This is a genomic window from Sorangium sp. So ce590 (genome assembly GCF_051521365.1).
In the GTDB taxonomy this organism is placed as follows: Bacteria; Myxococcota_A; Polyangia; order Polyangiales; family Polyangiaceae; genus Sorangium.
The window spans coordinates 3,546,615-3,564,036 of record NZ_CP150346.1; the positions used below are offsets into that span (position 1 = coordinate 3,546,615).

Consider the following 17,422-nt stretch of genomic DNA (forward strand, 5'->3'; position numbering starts at 1 on the left):
GGGGGGGAGCGCGGCCATTCGGGAACAGTTCTTTTGTGCTCTCGACCTGCTCAGGAGATCTCGCGATGCTGAAGCACCCGACCGTCTCCGCATGGCAGCGAGATCACGAGGACGGTGGGTATACGGCCGAGATGAACGGCTGGACCTTGCGGGTCCGCTGGATACCCGAGCGTCCGGGCGAGCTCCGTGGCTTCGTGTGGGAGGCCGTCGATCCTTCGGGAAACAAGGTCACATCGAGCGAGATCCACGAGGAGATCGAGGTGGCCATGGCGTACGCCGAGGAGCTCGCGGCCCCCGATCCGAAGAAGCACGGGTCGAAGACCGTCGACTGAGGCGCGCGCCCCGCGGCGGCGCCGGGCTCAGCCTGCCTTGTCCGCCGCCGCCTTGCGGCTCCGCCGGGTCGTGTAATTCCGGATCACGATCTCTCCCACGCGGCCCCTGGCGTCGCTCTTCGCGTTGATGCTCCGGAGCGCCGCGACGCGGTCGATCTTGAACCTCTTGTAGAGCGGCGGGATCTCGGGAACATCGGAGTTCGAGAGCATCACCTGGACCCCGCGCTCGTCGAGCGCCGCGAACAGGGCCGCGAGGCGCTCCTGGTCGCGGAAGCTGAAGCCGCCCGCGCTGTACGAGGTGAAGTTCGCGGTCGACGAGACCGGCGAGTACGGCGGGTCCAGGTAGACGAAGTCGCCTTCGGTCGCGTGGTCGAGCACGCGCTCGAAGTCGCGGACCTCGAGCTCGACGCTCTGCAGCGCCGCCGAGCAGGCCCGCAGCTGGGGCGGGTTGCAGATCGCCGGCTTGACGTAGCGGCCGAAAGGCACGTTGAAGCGGCCGGCGCTGTTGACCCGATAGAGCCCGTTGAAGCCCGACTTGTTCAGGAAGATGGTCCTCGCGGCGCGCTCGGGCAGCGTGAGCGAGGCGGGGTCGAGATCGCGAACCCTGTAATAATGCGCCTCCTCGTAGGCGTGGCTGCCCAGCGCGGCGATGACCTCCTCGACCCGGTCGCGCACCGCCCGGTAGCAGTCGACGAGCTCGGCGTTGACGTCCGTCAGCGCCGCGCGTTTCGGCTGCAGGCAGAAGAAGAGCGCGGCTCCTCCCACGAACGGCTCGAAGTAGCGCCCGTACGACGTCGGCAGGAGCGGCTGGAACTGTCGTAGCAGCTGGCCCTTGCCGCCCGCCCATTTGAGGAACGGACGTGGTGGCAGGGGCGCGGCGCTGTCGGGTTGGGTGACAAGGGCGGTGGTCATCGCGCAATACTGGACGGCAACCTACCAGGGCGCGCGATCGTCCTCAACCGCCGAGGTCATCGCCGGCGATCTCCCGGGTCCAGGCCGCCTCGCCGGTCCGCCCCCGGCGCGCGCGTCCCCCCCCGGGCGTTACGGACCGCGCCACGCATCGCTCCAGGCTAGGTCGTTCTATGTCCACTCCTCGGCGCCGTCGGCGGCGAAGTGCCCTGTGGACGAAGGCGGCTATTGGTAATTTTTATTAATAATTACAGATGTTTATAAGTGTGCGTGAGCGTGCGCGCCCCGGCGGGGACGCTGCCCGGATCATGGCATGTCGCGGCTTGCGCGATCGCCGAGCGAGGATAGGTTGAAGTCTCGACACGCGGGCTGAACAGCCGCCGGTTGAGCGGGGTTCTCCCGAATTCACGCACCGCCGCTTCAGGCCATCTCGCCGGTGGACCTCGGCGGCGCGGCAGGGGCTCGTCCGGGCGCAGGGCGCGGGCGCCCCGGCCGGCTTTCGGCTCTCGTGGGAGCCTCCGTTCCCTCTCGTCCCTCTCGCCAGGAGGAATGCCGCCATGATGCTTGCCTTCGACCTCGATCGCGACGACGCCCCGCAGCAGCGCGGCCCTGCTCCGGCGGACGGACCGGGCTGCTTCGGCGAGGCAGCGGATTACCGGGCTCAGCGGATCCTGTACGCCGCGCGCGGCTGGATCGCCGAGCAGGACGGCATCACCACGGACGGGCGCTCGCTCATCCTGCTGCACGCCCAGAGGACGCCCCCGGAGCGGCGCGAGACGCTCGTGCGCTGCTTCGAGCGCGTGCTCCTGCACGCCCCCCGACCGGAGCTCCCTGCGCTCGCCGCGTCGCTGCGCCAGGCGGGCCTCTCGGTGGACGAGGGGCTCTCGGTGATGGGCGCCCCGGCCGGCGAGGTGCGCGCCGCCGTGCAGGGGCTCGGCCGGTTTCGCTCCTTTCCGGCGGGCCTCCGCGCGTCCCGGGTGTCGCCGGACGACGACGTCACGATCCGGTCGATCCAGGAGCTCCAGGCCGAGAGCGGCCACGCGCCGCTCCCGGCCTGGACCCTGCGCGGCGGCGAGGGGCGTTCCTTGACCCTCGCGCTGCGCGACGGCAGGGGCGCGCTGGTCGGCTGCACCACCCTGTGCGTCCTGACGCAGCCAGATGCCGCCGAGGACGGCGGGCATCGGGCGCTCTCCCAGCTCGGGCAGCTCGGGCTGCTGGGCGCCCCGCCGCTCTGGATCTCCGATGTGGGCGAGGCGCCCTCGTGGACGGGCATGCCGATCTGCACCTGCCTCCGCGAGGAGTATCGCGGCCGCGGGCTCGGGGCCCCGCTCCAGGCCGCGGCGCTCCAGGAGGGGCACGATCGCTTCGGGATCCGGTGGTTCTACGCGCTCGTCCGGGCCGGCGACGAGATCGCGAAGCGCATGAACGCGCGCTGCGGCCTCGCCCCACACCGGGCCGAAGGGTTCCTCGGCGCGTCGGTGGGCCCCTCGGAGAAGGCCCGGCGGCCCGCGGAGGGGGCCGCGTCTCAGGCTGACCAACGAGAAGCTGGCAAGCAAAAACGACGAAAAAGTAGCGATCCCAGCGGGAATCGAACCCGCGTTACCGGCGTGAGAGGCCGATGTCCTAACCGCTAGACGATGGGACCTTGTTCTGTCGAGACGGTCGATAGCAGAGCTGATCGACCTGGCTGGGGGACAAGGATTCGAACCTTGATAGCAAGAGCCAGAATCTTGCGTCCTGCCGTTAGACGATCCCCCAAGGGGTCAGCGCCGTGTTCATCAGCGCCACGGGCCGCGGAATCTACTCGGGCCGTCTGGTATGTCAAGCGAACAAAATCGGGCCCGCCCAAGAAAAAGTCCCCGGGCCGAAAATCCCCGGTGTTTCGCGCTGTTCGCCCCGCCCCTGCCGCCCCCGTCTCCATCGCGCCGCCCTCCGCCGGCGCATCGCACCCGCGGCCGAGCTGCCAACAAATTCCGCTTATACCGTCCTCTTGCCATTGACCTGGCTCGCCTCCCGCTGCATGGCTCGACGGTGGCGGACGGCGCCCCGCGACATCGCGCGGGGTCCGGTCGCTCTATCCGGGGTCTCCAGCTTTGCGGCGTGTGGGCGCCGCCCGCGGAAAAGTCGCGACTGTCTGGCGCGCGCCCTTGACGCGCCGGGCGACTGATTTACCTTCGGCCGCGGTTTAGCCACCGGCCTAGGAGAGTGCCAAGCGACTGTGATCCTGGGCACTTAGCTCTCGTCGTGTGGGCGGAAGGCCCTGCGGGGGGGCGAACGGGACCTCCGGCGAGCCGATGGTCAGTCAACCAGCCGAGGACGAGGGAGCCACCATGAAAATCAGGCCGCTGCAGGATCGGATTGTCGTCAAGCGTGTCGAGAGCGAGACGAAGACCAAGGGGGGCATCATCATCCCCGACGCCGCGAAGGAGAAGCCGATCGAGGGGCGCGTCGTTGCGGTGGGCAACGGCAAGGTCCTGAAGGACGGCAAGGTCCGGCCGCTCGAGGTGAAGGTCGGCGACAAGGTGCTGTTTGGCAAGTACAGCGGCACCGAGGTGAAGCTCGACGGCGAGGAGCACGTGCTCCTCCGCGAGGACGACGTGCTCGCCGTGACCGAGGCCGCTTCCGCCGCGAAGTGATCCGGATCCAGGGCAACCGAACGCAAGCGTTGCAGATGCGGCCGTGCGCGGCCGCGAGGGGATTGAGAGATGGCTGCGAAGCAGATCGTTTATAGCCGCGGCGCCCGTGCCGCGATCCTGAAGGGCGTCAACACGCTCGCCGATGCGGTCAAGGTGACCCTCGGGCCCAAGGGGCGGAACGTCGTCATCGAGAAGAGCTGGGGCTCGCCGGTCATCACGAAGGACGGCGTCACGGTCGCGAAGGAGATCGAGCTCGCCGGGAAGCTCGAGAACATGGGCGCCCAGATGGTGCGCGAGGTCGCCTCGAAGACCAGCGACAAGGCGGGCGACGGCACGACGACGGCGACGGTGCTGGCCCAGGCGATCTACGGCGAGGGCCTCAAGCTCGTCGAGGCCGGGCACAGCCCGATGGACCTGAAGCGCGGCATCGACGCGGCCGTCGTGAAGGTCATCGAGGCCGTGCAGCAGGTCGCCAAGCCGACCAAGGACAAGGACCAGATCGCCCAGGTCGCCACCGTCAGCGCGAACGGCGACAAGGAGATCGGCCAGATCCTCGCCGACGCCATGGAGAAGGTCGGCAAGGAGGGCGTGATCACGGTCGAGGAGAACAAGCGCATGACGACGGAGCTCGAGACCGTCGACGGCATGCAGTTCGACCGCGGCTACCTCTCGCCCTACTTCGTGACCGATCCCGAGAAGATGACGGCGATCCTCACGAACCCGCTCATCCTCGTCCACGAGAAGAAGATCTCGTCCATGGCCGACCTCCTGCCGCTCCTCGAGCAGGTGGTGAAGCAGGGGCGCGAGCTGCTCATCCTCTCCGAGGACGTCGAGGGCGAGGCGCTCGCCACGCTCGTCGTGAACAAGCTCCGCGGCACGATCAAGGTCGCCGCCGTGAAGGCGCCCGGCTTCGGCGATCGCCGCAAGGAGATGCTGAAGGACATCGCGATCCTCACGGGCGCGACCGCGTTCATGGAGGACCTCGGCCAGAAGCTCGAGAGCGCCACGGTGCGCGACCTCGGGACGGCCAAGCGGGTCGAGATCGACAAGGACAACACCGTCATCGTCGACGGCCAGGGCGAGAAGACCGCGATCAAGGGCCGCATCGAGGCGATCCGCAAGCAGATCGCGGACACGTCGAGCGACTACGATCGCGAGAAGCTCCAGGAGCGGCTCGCGAAGCTCGCCGGCGGCGTCGCGGTGGTGAAGGTCGGCGCGGCGACCGAGACGGAGATGAAGGAGAAGAAGGCGCGCGTCGAGGACGCGCTGCACGCGACCCGCGCGGCCGTCGAGGAGGGCATCGTGGTCGGCGGCGGCGTGGCCCTGCTCCGGGCGGCCTCTGCCCTGGAGGCGCTCAAGTTCAACGACGAGCGCGACGTCGGCGTGCGGCTCGTGCGCCGCGCCCTCGAGGCGCCGCTCCGCCAGATCGCCCAGAACGCTGGCGTCGACGGGTCGGTGGTCGCCGAGAAGGTCCGGTCGGGCGCGCCCACGTTCGGCTACAACGCCGCGACCGACACGTACGAGGACCTGCTCGCCGGCGGCGTCATCGACCCGGCGAAGGTCGTGCGGCACGCGCTCTCCAACGCGGCCAGCGTCGCGGGGCTGATGCTCACGACCGAGGCCCTCATCGCCGACAAGCCCAAGAAGGAGAAGGCCGCGGCCGGCGGGGCCCCCGGCGGCATGGGCGGCATGGGCGGCATGGGCGGCATGGGCGGCATGGGCGGCATGGGCGGCATGGGCGGCATGGGCGACTTCGACATGGGTTGATCGCCTGTCCGGCCGCGCTCGGGCTGTCGCCGCTCTCCGGCGGCGCCGGCCCCGAGCGCGCCGCTCCCGACGAAGCGGGCCGAGGGGTCCTCCAAAGCATGCTGGCTTGGAGGGCCCCTCGCGCTTTGTGAGGACGAGAGCTTTTGCCTCGGTTTTTGACCGGCGGTCACGCTGGGCGCTAGACTCTCGAGCAATGTCGGAGTCGTCGTTTGCCCGCTATGGCCGCGCGTACGCGCCGGGCGACGTGCTCTTCCGCGAGGGCGACCCCGGCGATGTCCTGTTCGTCCTCCAGACCGGCGCTGTGCGGATCACGAAATCGGTCGAGGGCGAGGACAAGGTGCTCGCCGTGCTCGGGCCCGGCGAGTTCGTCGGCGAGATGGCGATCCTGAACGGCAAGCCGCGGATCGCGACGGCCACCGTCAGCGAGCCGTCCCGCTGCCTCGTGGTCGCGGCGCGCAAGCTAGAGGTCATGCTGCAGCGGGACGCCGAGATCGCCTTCCGGCTGATCAAGAAGCTCGCGAAGCGGCTCGACGCGGCGGACGCGCTCGTCGAGATCCTCATGCACCGGGACCCGAAGGCGCGGGTGATGCTCGCGCTCGCGCGCCACGCCGAGGCGTTCGGGGAAGAGACGCCGGACGGGATACGCCTCCGCGCCTCCCCCGCCGACATCGCGCGCGAGGTCGACGTCGAGCAAGGAATCGTGGACGAGGTGATGACGCGGCTCCGCCGGCTGAAGCTCCTCTCGGACGGGCCGCCTGCGCACGCGGCGATCACGGTGACCGACATGCGTCGATTCCGGGACTTCATAGAATTCTTGGAAACGCCGCAGAAGTTCGGCGGAGAGAGCTGAGCCAGTGGAGCTGCGCGTCATCGGCTGCCACGGCGGGGAGACTCCCAGGCATCGCACGTGCGCGTTCGTCGTGGACGACGTCCTCGCGATCGACGCGGGCTCGCTGACGAGCGGGCTCGAGGTGAAGGAGCAGGCGCGGATCGAGGCGTGCCTCGTGAGCCATGCGCACCTCGATCACATCCGCGATCTGGCCACGATCGCGGACAACCGCTGCCAGCTCGGGTGCCCGCCGCTCGTGATCGCGGGCACGCGCGAGACGCTGCGCACGCTCAAGAAGCACTTCTTCAACAACGTGCTGTGGCCCGATTTCGCGGTGATCCCGACGCCCGCGCAGCCGACCATCCAGTACCTCGAGCTCAAGCCGGAGCGCCCCACGATGGTCGCCGGGCGGCTCGTGCGCGCGGTCCAGGTGACGCACACGATCGACGCGTCGGCGTTCGTGATCGAGGGGAGCGGCGGCGCGATCGCGTACAGCGGCGACACCGGGCCGACCGAGCGGCTCTGGGAGGTGTTGAACCAGCAGCAGAACCTCCGCGCGCTGCTCATGGAGGTCAGCTTCCCCGACCGGGAGCAGCGGCTCGCGACCGTGAGCGGCCACCACACGCCGCAGACGCTCGCCGTCGAGCTCCAGAAGTTCTACGCGCCGAAGGATCTGCCGACGATGCTCTACCACATCAAGCCGGTCTTCCAGGCCGAGGTGGAGCGGGAGTGCGCCGCGCTGAAGGGGCTGAACCTCGAGGTCCTTCAGCTCATGGATCACTTCGTCCTGTAACCGGCGCGTCGGCGCGAGCCCATGCCGCGCTGCCCGACCCGAGGAGCCCCTCGGTCATCGCGCAGCGCGGGGACCCCGCCGGGCTCGCCTGAGCAGGCATCGAGACGCCCCGCGCGGCAACCAGGGCTGCCGCGCGGGCGGGGACGAGCCGCGGGGCTAGCGGCTCTCCTGGGTGGGCTCGTCGGTGAAGGCGCGCTTGCCGTCGGGGACCTCCTCGACGCGGGCGAGGACGACCGTGATGTTGTCGGTGCCGCCGAAGTAGTTCGCCCGATCGATGAGCGCCTTGCACGCCGCGTCCAGCGAGCCGCTCGACATCACGAGCTCGAGGATCTGATCGTCGCTCACCATCCCGGACAGGCCGTCCGAGCAGAGGAGGTACACGTCACCGTGGCGCGTCTCGTCCGTCACGAGATCGACGAGGACGTCCTCGCGGATGCCGAGCGCGCGCGTGATGACGTTCGCGGGCAGCTGCCGGACCTCCTCCTCGGTCATCCACGGCGCCATGTGCGCCGCGTCGCTGACGAGCGAGTGATCGCGGGTGAGCTGCGTGATCTGGCTGTCACGCAGGCGATAGCAGCGGCTGTCGCCCACGTGGCCCACCGTCACGTGCTCGGCGTCCTTGGAGAACATCGCCGCCACGATCGTCGTGCCCATGCCGAAGTCGGCGAGCGTCTTCAGCGAGCGGTCGAAGATGCGCCGGTTCGCCAGCCTGAGGCCGGTGACGACGTAGTTCTCCTCCTCGGTGAGGTTCGGATCGGCAGGGAACGGCCAGGTGGCATCCCTCCCGACCGTCACGGACAGGAAGTCCGAGAGGGTGCTCACGGCAAGCTGGCTCGCGACGTCGCCCGAGCGATGACCGCCCATTCCATCCGCCACGGCCACGACACGGTACTCCTCGCTGACGAGGAGGTTGTCCTCATTGTGGTCCCGGAGGAGCCCGGTATCCGTCATCCCGGCAAACCGGGTCCGCAACATGGGCAGAGAGTAGACGCGGAGCAGGGGGGCAGCGCAAGTTCAAGGCGAGGGCAAAGCTGAAATCCTGGGCCGGATCTCCCGCAGCAGCCCGTTCACGCCGGCAAGAAGCGGCCGGCGAGGGGGCGGCGGACCCGTCCGGAGGCGTCCGCTCGCCGGACGCACTTTGCTCTTGAAAGATGGAAGTGGACGTGGGGTTCCCCGCCGCGCGGCGCGTACCGGAGCGACGGGCGCGAGCCGGTTGACCGCCGCGCGCGCGAGCTCAGAGCCAGCTCTCGCCGATCGCGAGCCCGATCGAAGCCGCGATCGTCTCGGCGGCGCGCACGCCGCACGCCTGCGCCTCCTCGAAGAGCGCCATCCCGGGCTGGTCGACGTGCGCCCAGGCGACGCGCTCGGAGAGCGCGCAGACCGGCTCGAACGGCCGCGGGCCGAGGAAGCCGGGGCGAGGGCGCGGCATCGCGTGACCCCAGATCATGACGTCCATCCGCTCGACGTCGTCGCGCAGGTGCGGGTGCGCCGGCGCGAGATCGCGCAGCACGCCCTCGGCGAGCGACTCCCACGGCGCGCCGAGCAGCGCCGCGCGCGCGCCGGCCACGTCGGGCCCGCCGTACGCGCGGTAGTAGGTGAGCACGGTGCGCTGCATCGGCGTCGCGAGCCGCGAGCGCTGCGTCGTCCCCGCGGCGAGATCGGTGAGCTGGTGGCGCGCGTCGACATAGCCGAGCCCCTCGGCATCGTAGAGGACGGAATCCCAGGCGTGGTTGGGATCGATGCGCCGCTCGACGTGCAGGTTCGCCACGAGCCACGACGACGCGACGCGCGCCGGCAGCTCGCCCGCCGCGCTCCCCTCGAAGATGCGGCGCACGACGAACGCCGGCGCGGCGAGGATCGCGGCGCGCGCCTCGACGCGGCGCGCCTCGCCGCGCTGCACGTCGACGTAGCTGACCTCCACGCGGCCGCCCGGCTGCGGGCGCACCGACGTGACCAGCGCGCCCAGCGACACGCGCGGCGCCGCGCGCTCGAGCAGCGCCCTCACGAGCCGGCCGTTGCCCTCGGGCCAGATCAGGTAGTGGCTGCCCGCGAGCTCCGGGGTGCGCGCCTTCCGCCCGGCGAAGTAGTGCAGCCCGGCCCAGGCCGAGATCTCCTCGGGCGTGCCGCCGAAGTCGTCGAGCATCGCGTAGCGCACGTACCAGCGCAGGAACGGCGTGCGGTACCCCTCGCGATCGAGCCACGCCGCCATGCTCATCCGGTCGAGCTCGAGGAGCTCCGGGTCGCGCGACGAGCGATCGAGCGGGATCTGGAACGCCGCGCGCCCGTCGCGGCCGGTGAGCTCCGTGAGCTCCTCCTCGAGCGCGTGGAACCGATCGAGCTCCTCGAGCGCGTCGTCCGGGAGCGCCTCGGCCGGCGCGAGGCCTGTGTGCCACGCGCCCTCGTAGAACAGCCGCTCGGCCGGCGCGTGGCAGAGCCGCCGCGGATCGAACGTGGGGCGCCCGGCCGCGTCCCAGCCGGTGACGACGCCCATCTGATCGAGCAGCCGCAGCGTCGCGCGCGCCTCGACGTTCGGCGCGGCCAGGTAGTGCGCGCCCCACGGGTAGGGCACGACGCCGTCCTCGCCCCACGCGCTCGTGCCGCCGGGCCGCGGCTCGAGCTCGAGGACCCGCAGGTCGAGCCCGGCGCCGGCGAGCCGCCACGCGGCCGACAGCCCGCTCACCCCGCCGCCGACGATCACGACGTCCGCGCGCTCCGCGGGGCCGAACGTCGAGGCGCGCGGCGCGCCGCCGCGGAGCAGGTGCCCCGCGCCGTGGGCCGCGCCCACGATCTCGCCGGCGAGCGGCGCCCGCCCCGGGGAGGCCGTGTGCACGAGCCAGCCCGCGCCCACGGAGCTCAGGAAGGCGCGGCGGTTCACGGGATCACCGCGACCACTCCGCCCACTCGCGCGTGTACACGGAGACGAGCTTCTGGTCGTTCAGCCGGTTGATCGGCGCCTCGACGCGGCCGAGATCGCGCGGGAACCGGAAGAGCTCCGGCAGGCCGCTCGAGTCGAGGTAGCGGAGCTTCGACGCGTCGAGCCGCAGGGCGCCGGGCGCGGTGAGCCCCTCGCCGCCCGCCAGGATGAAGCCCCACTCGCCGAAGCTCGGCACGTACACGTGCAGCGGCGCGGTCCTGAAGCCGGCCGCCTCGAGCGTCGTCACGACGCACCAGTACGACTCGCGCGCGTAGTGCGGCGACGTCGCCTGGACCACGGCGAGCCCGCGCACGGAGATCCGCTGCCGGAGCAGGTGGTAGAAGGCGTCCGTGTACAGCTTGCCGACGGCGTAGTTGCCCGGATCGGGGAAGTCGACGACCGCGAGATCGAACGACTCGGTCGACTCCTCGAGGTACTTGAACGCGTCCTCGTTGCGGATGGCGACGCGCGGATCGTGGAGCGCGCCCCCGTTCAGGTCCGCGGCGAGCGGCAGATCGCGGAAGGCGTCGGTGACGGCGGCGTCGAGGTCGACGAGGAGGATCTGCTCGATCGACGGATAGCGGAGCAGCTCGCGCGCGGCGAGCCCGTCGCCGCCGCCGAGGATCAGCGCGCGCCGCGGATCGCGGCCCAGCGCGGCGACGGCCGGGTGCACGAGCACCTCGTGGTACCGGTGCTCGTCGTCCGACGAGAACTGGAGGTTGCCGTTCAGGAAGAGGCGCGTCGTGCGCGGGCTCCTCGTGATGACGAGGCGCTGGTACGGCGACTGCGCCGCGTAGACGATGGGCGCCCCGAAGTAGAGCGCCTCCGAGCGCTCGACGAACCGCGAGACGAGCGCGAGGGCGACCCCGAGCCCCGCGATCACGACCACGCAGAGCGCCCGCAGCCGGATGACGACGGCGCGCTCGAGCGGGAAGAGGAACGTGCTCGCGAGCGCGACCGCCGCGTTGAGCAGGCCGAAGAACAGGCTCGTCCGGTGGATCCCGAGGCGCGGCAGGAGGAGCGACGGGAAGAGCAGGCTCGCGGCGAGGGCGCCGATGTAGTCGAGCGTGAGCACGCGCGCGACGAGCCGCTTGAGATCCAGGGAGAAGTTGAGCAGCCGGATGAGCAGCGGGATCTCGAGCCCGACGAGGACGCCGATGAGCAGCACGAGCGAGTAGAGCAGCGCGCGGAACGCCCCGAGCGCGGTGTAGACGCGGAAGAGCATCGGCGCGGAGAGCCCGCCGACGAGCGCGAGGCCGAGCTCGATCTCGACGAAGCGCTCGAGGAGGCGGGTCTCGATGTACTGGGACAGGTACGAGCCGATCCCCATCGCGAACAGGTAGAGGCCGATGACGAAGCTGAACTGCGTCACCGAGTCGCCGAGGACGTAGCTCGCCAGCGTGCCGGTGATGAGCTCGTAGATGAGCCCCGACGTGGCGATGACGAACACGCTCGCGAGGAGCGCCGGGTGCACGAGCGGGGGCAGCGCCTGCGCCGCAGGGAAGGGCGCCGCTGCGTCCCCGCGCGGGGCGCCCGCAGCTCCCGTCGAGCTCTCCTCGGTGGCCGGCATCGGCGCGGTCCTAGCACCGCTCGCGCTGGACCACAGCCTGTTCGGGCGAGCCCCCGCGCGGCCATCGCGCTGCCCCGGCCACGCCGGAGCGACGCGTGAAACGCTTCCTCTTCCGTGACCGGGGCTTCTAGTATGGTGCTCGCGTGAGCACGCCCTTCGACCGAGCCGCCGCGTGCCCCTCGTGCGGTGCGCCGATCACGTTTCGCTTCGCGGGCGCGATGGCCCAGGTGTGCAAGCACTGCAAGTTCGTTGTCGCACGCACCGACCGCGACCTCCGCGCCGTCGGGCGCGTCGCCGACCTTGTCGAGATACCGACGCCCCTCCAGCTCGGGGCCACGGGGCGCTGGGGCAACGAGCCCTTCGTTGTCGACGGCCGCATCCAGCTCGATCGCGCCAGCGCGCCGGGCGCGCCGTGGCAGGAGATCTTCATCGCGTTCCCGGCCAGCGGCCGCTGGACATGGGTCGCCTTCGCCCAGGGGCGCTGGTACGCGACCACCGAGGCGCCGCTCCCGCTGAACGGCCTGCCCCCGTGGACCTCCCTCCAGCCCGGCGGCCGCGTCCACCTCGAGGGGCACGGCATGTTCACCGTCGTCGAGGTCGGCCGCCGGCGCGTGATCTCGGCCGAAGGTGAGATGCCCTCCGTCGCCGCGCCGGGCGTGGTGACCGGCTTCGTCGACATCGCGGGGCCGCGGGGCGAGTTCGGGACGCTCGACTACGGCGACGGGCGGCTCATCCCGCCGAAGCTCTACCTGGGCCGGCAGATCGATCCGGCCGTGATGCAGCTCGACTCCGGCGCGCCCGTCGAGAAGCCCGCGGCGCAGGTGGCGGCCGTCGCGTGCCCGAGCTGCGGCGGCAACCTGCCGCTCGCCGCCCCCGGCACCGCGGAGCGCATCGTCTGCCGGTACTGCGGCACGGCGAGCGACCTCACGAACGGCGCGCTCGTCGCGCTCGGCCAGGTGCCCCGGCCGCCCGTGGAGCCGTACGTCCCGCTCGGCGCCGAGGGCCAGCTCCGCGGCATGCGCGTGCTCTGCATCGGCTTCGTCATCCGCAGCTGCACGGTGGAAGGCGAGCGCTACAGCTGGCGGGAATACCTGCTCTACGGCGGGCCGAGCGTCGGCTACCTGTGGCTCATGGAAGAGGACGGCGCGTGGCAGCTCGTGACCCCGCTCTCGCCCGGCGAGGTCCAGCCGATGGGGTCGAGCGCGAGCTACCAGGGGCGAACGTACGCGCTCAAGCAGAGCGTCTACGCCGAGGTGGAGTACGTCATCGGCGAGTTCTACTGGAAGGTCGAGATCGGCGAGGGGGTGCAAGCCACCGAGTACCAGGGCGCCGACGGCAAGGTCAGCATCGAGCAGGCCCCGACCGAGGTCAGCGTGTCGTTCTGCTCACCCTTGCCGGGCAAGGAGCTCGCCGCCGCCTTCCACCTGCCGCCCCCGCCGAGGCCCGGGGTCGGCGGGGGAACGAGCCTGAGCGGCGGCACGATGATCGTGCTCATCGTCGTCCTGATCATCGCGCTCCTTATCCTCACCTCGCTCAGCGACTGTGGTGGGGGCGGTGGCCCCGGCGGCATCCTCTTCGTTCCGACCGGCGGGAGCAGCCCGAGCTTCGGGGGCGGGAAGTGATCCAGCTTCACTACCCGATTCGGTTGAACTTGAATTGAACGGCATCGCGGGGGCGCGACTGGCGTGATCCCGGGTGGTGTCGAGTCGGACGCGTGCGGGGCTGGACATCTCTATGTCCACTGCCGCCGCGAGAGCGACCTCAGGTCGAATGGAACGGTCGAATCCGGGCAGGTGATGGTCAGTTTCGGGTATCGGTCGCCGCCGGCCGCTCCCGGCGGTCGAGTGATTTCAACGGCTTACACCATGGCCTGCGGCGGCCCGTGACGTGCAATGTGCCGTCCGAAGCCGGCGCGGACCGGCGACGGAGGCCCATGCAAACCGTGAATACGGTCGACCCGCACGCGCAGCTGCGTGCTCTCTACATCTCGCTGCTCCGGAACCAGGAGCACTTCGACGAGTTCAAGCAGCTGCTCTCCCTTTACATCGTCTCGGCCGAGGCCGACGAGGAGCCGGCGGATGCGACCGCGGTCCGCGCGCTGCTCAACAGCCGCATCCGCTCCTGGATCGGCGGCTTCTTCGACGGGCTGAGCGCCTCCCAGGTGCTCCAGTGGCGCGCGATCGTGGTCGAGGAGCGCATCAACGTGTGCCTGTCGCCCTGGAAGGAGTCGAACATCTATTGATGCTGCGGCGCAGGCGACAGGCGGGGTTGCACCGCCATCGGCGTACGTCCCACCGGCGCGGCTCTGCCCCGGTGCCATCTACCGGCGCCCGGCGCTCGCGGCGCGGCCCGGCGAGCGCCGCGCCGCGCGCGCCGCGCCCGTCCATGGAGGTGCCCGCCCATGGATGACGCGCTCTGGGTGGACGAGCTCTACAAGGCGTTCTGGCGGACCCTCCCCGGGATGCTCCACGCCGAGGCGCAGGGGCTGGCCTACACGCTCGGCCTGGCGCCGTCGCGCGACGTGCCCTGGAGCGCCGTGTTCAGCAACGAGATCACCCTGGCCGCGCCCGCGCTGCTCGCCGAGGCCATGCCCGGGGTCCGCGGGGCGACCGTGCAGGACGCCCTCCTCGCGCACCTCCTGGCCGTCATCGAGGCGTTCGGCACCGATCGCATCCAGGACGCGCAGGTCCGCCCGACCTGGCAGCTCGAGGCCATCCTGGCCCACGCGCGCCGGGCGCGCGACGAGGCGCTGCGCCGCGTGGCGCCCGGCGTCGACGATCCGGCCATCGACTTCGCCCGCGCCGACGAGGCGACGCTGCTCGCCATCGAGACCGAGCGCAGCCTCCTCGCGAGCGGCGAGCCCGCCGGCTTCAGCCGCTACTACGCGCTCTCCCTCGGCAAGCAGAGCGTCGGCTTCCCGGCGTCGATCGCCCTCGCGCACGCCGCGGGCTGGACGGCCGAGCAGCGCGAGGTGCTCGCGCGGCTGCTCTCGTCGGTGTGGCTCGGGCTGCAGCTCCACGACGACGTCATGGACTGGCAGGACGACTACCAGCGGGGCGGCGCCTGGGCCGTCGTCCTCGCCTCCGAGCTCCGATCACGGGCGCAGGGGGAGCCCGACGTCGCGTCCACGGGCGCGCGCGATCAGGACCGCGCCTCCGGGTCGCACCACCGCGGCGCGGTCGCGTACGGGCCGCTCGGCACGCCGCCCTGGGGCATCGCCGCGACCGCGCGGGCGAAGAGCGAGCCGCCGGCCTCCGCCGCGATCTCGTCGCTCCTCCCCGTGCGCCGCATGGTCCTCGACTCGGGCGTCCTCGCGGCGATGCTCGACGGCGAGCGCCGGTGCTTCCGCGCCGCGCGCCGGCGCGCCGCGGCCATCGGCGCCCGCCGCATCGGCGCCTGGGCGGCGTCGCGGGAGGCGCAGGCGCAGGAGCTCGCGCAGTGCGAGGCCGAGAGCCCCGGCTTCGCGAACCGCGCCCACGCGCTCAACGCCTGGGCCAAGGCCGTCCTGGCATGAGCCGGGGCCGCGGCGCGGCCTCGGGGGGGGCCTCAAGGGGCGGAGCAAGCGCTCCGGAGGAGGGGCCCGCGCGCGGCCGCCCGAGCGCGCCGCCCCCCGCGTCGACCGCCTCGCCCAGGGCGCGCCCCCCGCGCCCGCCGTGGGACTTCGGCTATGCCCCGGTGCCCACCGCCGCGGGCGACGACGACGGCGGTCCCCTCGACCTCGTCGTGGCCTTGCGCTGCGCCGTGACCCCCGGCGACCTGGCCGGCGCGCTCTCGGCGCGCTGGTCCGCGGTCGAGGTCGAGCGGGTCATCGAGCGGCCGCCCATCTTCTGGCTCCGCGTCCGGTCTCCCGACCGCGGGCGGCGCGCCGAGGTCGCCGCGGCGCTCTCGGCCGCGGCGCTCCCGGTGCGCTACGTCGCGTCGGCCCGGCGCCCGAGCCCCGCCGTCGCCCCGCGCTTCGACGCGGCCACCGGCGCCGCGGCGCGCCCCGACGGGTGGAGCGTCCGCAGCGCGTCGTCCGAGGACGATCCCGTCACGCCCGGCCGCTGGTTCCTGCGCGACGAGGAGGGCGGGATCGGCGTCGACCGCCGCCGCTGCGGAGGCGGCGCCGGCATGCGCCTCGGGGTCATCGACGACGACGCCTGGGCGGCCGACGAGCTCGGCCTCGACCGCGAGGTGCTCGTCATGATCGAGCACCCCCCGCGCAGCCAGCCGCACGGCTCGTTCATGGTCGCGTGGGCGGTCGGGGGCCGTCGCCCCGGCGGCTTCCGCGGCGTCGCGCCGGACGCGTCGCCGCGGCTCTACCTGATCCCGAAGCCGGGCTCGTGCGTCCTCGCCCTCCCGGTCGCGATCATCCAGGCCGTCAGCGACGGCGCCGACGTCGTTGTTTGCGCCGCGTACGTCGAGGGCTCGACGACGCCCATGCTGGACGACGCGCTCGAGTTCGCCGCCCGCCTCGGGCGCCGCGGTCGGGGCTGTCTTGTCGTGTTCCCCACCGGCCGCGAGGCCTCGAGCCCGCCGGAGTCGCTGCACGCGAGCTTCTCGCTCGGGTTCGGCGAGCCTGCGAGCGACCCGCGGGTGATCTGCGTCGGTCCGGGCGCCCGCGGCGACGGGTGGTTCCTCTGGCGGGATCGCCGGGGGCGCAGCCGCCCCTTCGCCAACCGAGGCCCGGCGGTGCGGTGGCTAGCGCCCGGCGACGATATCACCTGCCCGCTCCCGCCGGCGTCCAGCGCGGCGCCCGCGTCCGGCGCGGCGCCCGCGTCCGGCGCGGCGCCGGCGTCCAGCGCGGCGCCCGCGTCCGGCGCGGCTCCGATGTCCGAGCGGCTCTGCCACGCCGAGTCGAGCGGGGCTTCGGCCCTCGCCGCGGGCGTCCTGCTCCTCCTCCTGTCGCGCAACCCCGCGCTCCGCCTGCCCGAGCTCGACGCCCTCGTCCGGCGCACGCTCGCGCCGGTGCCCCCCGCGGCCCCCGCGTCGGCCGAGCCGATCGCCGATCCGTGGGACATCCTCCCCGACGGGCGCGATCGCGACGGCCACAGCGCCAAGCACGGCTACGGCCGCATCGACGCGGGCCGAGCCTGCCTCGCCGCCGGCGACCCCATCGCGCTCGCGCTGCTGCTGATCGGCGAGGACGGCGCCGCGCGCGCTTGGCACGACGCCCGCGCCGCGGGTCGGCTCGCCCGCGGCCTGTACTCGCGCCGCCTCGCGCGCTGGGCCGTCCGGGGGCTGCTCGCCGACCCGAGCCTCTGCCACGGCGTCTGCGCGCTCGCGCGCCACGCCCGCCTCACCGCCGGCGACGCCGCGCGCCGGCGCGCCCACGGCGCCGGCGTCATCCTGCGGCAGCTCTCGGTCCTCGTCCGCGGCCTCGCCGCGAGCCGCCAGGCGCCGGCGCCGGCGCCGCGCGTGCGCGACGAAGTCGCCGCCCTGCTCGACCGCCTCGAGCGTTCGGCGACCGACGCCGCCGCCGTGCAGGCCGTCGAGTCGCGCTTCGGCGAGCTGGCCGACGCCGTGTTCGCCGACGCCGCGGCGCGCGGCAGGGCGCCGCCTGAGCGCGCTTCCTCACCGCGTTTCACGGCGAGATCCCCCTCTCATCTCCGCGTGAAAACGTAATGAACATCGCGTAACGGCGCCGCCGCGGTCGCCGTTACGCGGGCCATCGCGGCGGCGCGTGCCGTCCA

At 72.2% G+C, this 17,422-nt stretch carries 14 protein-coding genes and 2 tRNA genes; 9 read left to right on the forward strand and 7 right to left on the reverse strand.

Going from position 1 to position 17,422, the window contains the following annotated elements:
* Window positions 1–65 precede the first annotated feature (65 nt).
* Window positions 66–332, forward strand: a complete 267-nt coding sequence (locus WMF28_RS13490) for a hypothetical protein (protein WP_437602601.1) — start codon at window positions 66–68, stop codon at window positions 330–332.
* Between the two features lie 27 nt (window positions 333–359).
* Here the strand turns inward: WMF28_RS13490 and WMF28_RS13495 are convergent, their stop codons facing one another.
* The 4 genes from WMF28_RS13495 to WMF28_RS13510 form a co-directional block, all read right to left on the reverse strand.
* Window positions 360–1,244, reverse strand: coding sequence for a DNA adenine methylase (locus WMF28_RS13495; protein ID WP_437602602.1), 885 nt, complete (start codon window positions 1,242–1,244; stop codon window positions 360–362).
* Window positions 1,245–1,902: 658 nt separating this feature from the next.
* The gene (locus tag WMF28_RS13500) at window positions 1,903–2,376 is read right to left on the reverse strand and encodes a hypothetical protein (RefSeq protein WP_437602603.1); all 474 of its coding nucleotides are present in this window, start codon (window positions 2,374–2,376) and stop codon (window positions 1,903–1,905) included.
* A gap of 438 nt (window positions 2,377–2,814) precedes the next feature.
* Window positions 2,815–2,886 (reverse strand) — tRNA-Glu (locus WMF28_RS13505).
* Between the two features lie 39 nt (window positions 2,887–2,925).
* A tRNA-Gln gene (locus WMF28_RS13510) sits at window positions 2,926–2,999 on the reverse strand.
* A gap of 572 nt (window positions 3,000–3,571) precedes the next feature.
* On the opposite strand from WMF28_RS13510, the gene groES reads away from it, so the two are divergent.
* From groES to WMF28_RS13530, 4 genes are all read left to right on the forward strand, one after another.
* On the forward strand, window positions 3,572–3,877 hold the full coding sequence (groES, locus tag WMF28_RS13515) for a co-chaperone GroES (protein ID WP_437490737.1): 306 nt from the start codon (window positions 3,572–3,574) through the stop codon (window positions 3,875–3,877).
* Window positions 3,878–3,946: 69 nt separating this feature from the next.
* A complete protein-coding gene (gene groL, locus WMF28_RS13520; RefSeq protein WP_437602604.1) occupies window positions 3,947–5,644 on the forward strand; it encodes a chaperonin GroEL in 1,698 nt (565 codons plus the stop codon).
* Window positions 5,645–5,837: 193 nt separating this feature from the next.
* Window positions 5,838–6,494: a Crp/Fnr family transcriptional regulator gene (locus WMF28_RS13525; RefSeq protein ID WP_437602605.1), complete on the forward strand. Its 657-nt coding sequence runs from the start codon at window positions 5,838–5,840 to the stop codon at window positions 6,492–6,494.
* Between the two features lie 4 nt (window positions 6,495–6,498).
* Entirely contained in the window at window positions 6,499–7,266 is a 768-nt protein-coding gene (locus WMF28_RS13530) for an MBL fold metallo-hydrolase (protein ID WP_437602606.1), read from the forward strand.
* Window positions 7,267–7,422: 156 nt separating this feature from the next.
* Here WMF28_RS13530 and WMF28_RS13535 read toward each other — a convergent pair whose 3' ends face one another.
* The 3 genes from WMF28_RS13535 to WMF28_RS13545 all read right to left on the reverse strand — a co-directional run bounded on the left by WMF28_RS13535 (window position 7,423) and on the right by WMF28_RS13545 (window position 11,750).
* A complete protein-coding gene (locus WMF28_RS13535; RefSeq protein WP_437490747.1) occupies window positions 7,423–8,241 on the reverse strand; it encodes a PP2C family protein-serine/threonine phosphatase in 819 nt (272 codons plus the stop codon).
* A 259-nt stretch (window positions 8,242–8,500) separates the two neighbouring features.
* Window positions 8,501–10,141, reverse strand: a complete 1,641-nt coding sequence (locus WMF28_RS13540; RefSeq protein ID WP_437602607.1) for an FAD-dependent oxidoreductase — start codon at window positions 10,139–10,141, stop codon at window positions 8,501–8,503.
* Between the two features lie 4 nt (window positions 10,142–10,145).
* Entirely contained in the window at window positions 10,146–11,750 is a 1,605-nt protein-coding gene (locus tag WMF28_RS13545) for a polyamine aminopropyltransferase (protein ID WP_437602608.1), read from the reverse strand.
* A gap of 143 nt (window positions 11,751–11,893) precedes the next feature.
* On the opposite strand from WMF28_RS13545, the gene WMF28_RS13550 reads away from it, so the two are divergent.
* From WMF28_RS13550 to WMF28_RS13565, 4 genes are all read left to right on the forward strand, one after another.
* Entirely contained in the window at window positions 11,894–13,372 is a 1,479-nt protein-coding gene (locus tag WMF28_RS13550) for a DUF4178 domain-containing protein (RefSeq protein ID WP_437602609.1), read from the forward strand.
* A gap of 311 nt (window positions 13,373–13,683) precedes the next feature.
* Entirely contained in the window at window positions 13,684–13,992 is a 309-nt protein-coding gene (locus WMF28_RS13555) for a hypothetical protein (protein WP_437602610.1), read from the forward strand.
* A gap of 159 nt (window positions 13,993–14,151) precedes the next feature.
* Complete coding sequence (locus tag WMF28_RS13560; protein WP_437602611.1) at window positions 14,152–15,264, forward strand: hypothetical protein; 1,113 nt, start codon at window positions 14,152–14,154, stop codon at window positions 15,262–15,264.
* Window positions 15,261–17,354 (forward strand): S8/S53 family peptidase, encoded by a 2,094-nt coding sequence (locus tag WMF28_RS13565; protein WP_437602612.1) that lies wholly within the window; start codon window positions 15,261–15,263, stop codon window positions 17,352–17,354. The genes WMF28_RS13560 and WMF28_RS13565 overlap by 4 nt, the downstream gene beginning before the upstream one ends.
* Window positions 17,355–17,422 lie beyond the last annotated feature (68 nt).

Excerpts from the sequence above, each read along its gene's own strand:
- WMF28_RS13490 (WP_437602601.1), top strand. The coding sequence starts at position 66 with ATGCTGAAGCACCCGACCGTCTCCGCATGGCAGCGAGATCACGAGGAC.
- WMF28_RS13495 (WP_437602602.1), bottom strand. The coding sequence starts at position 1,244 with ATGACCACCGCCCTTGTCACCCAACCCGACAGCGCCGCGCCCCTGCCA.
- groES (WP_437490737.1), top strand. The coding sequence starts at position 3,572 with ATGAAAATCAGGCCGCTGCAGGATCGGATTGTCGTCAAGCGTGTCGAG.
- groL (WP_437602604.1), top strand. The coding sequence starts at position 3,947 with ATGGCTGCGAAGCAGATCGTTTATAGCCGCGGCGCCCGTGCCGCGATC.
- WMF28_RS13525 (WP_437602605.1), top strand. The coding sequence starts at position 5,838 with ATGTCGGAGTCGTCGTTTGCCCGCTATGGCCGCGCGTACGCGCCGGGC.
- WMF28_RS13535 (WP_437490747.1), bottom strand. The coding sequence starts at position 8,241 with ATGTTGCGGACCCGGTTTGCCGGGATGACGGATACCGGGCTCCTCCGG.
- WMF28_RS13545 (WP_437602608.1), bottom strand. The coding sequence starts at position 11,750 with ATGCCGGCCACCGAGGAGAGCTCGACGGGAGCTGCGGGCGCCCCGCGC.
- WMF28_RS13555 (WP_437602610.1), top strand. The coding sequence starts at position 13,684 with ATGCAAACCGTGAATACGGTCGACCCGCACGCGCAGCTGCGTGCTCTC.
- WMF28_RS13560 (WP_437602611.1), top strand. The coding sequence starts at position 14,152 with ATGGATGACGCGCTCTGGGTGGACGAGCTCTACAAGGCGTTCTGGCGG.
- WMF28_RS13565 (WP_437602612.1), top strand. The coding sequence starts at position 15,261 with ATGAGCCGGGGCCGCGGCGCGGCCTCGGGGGGGGCCTCAAGGGGCGGA.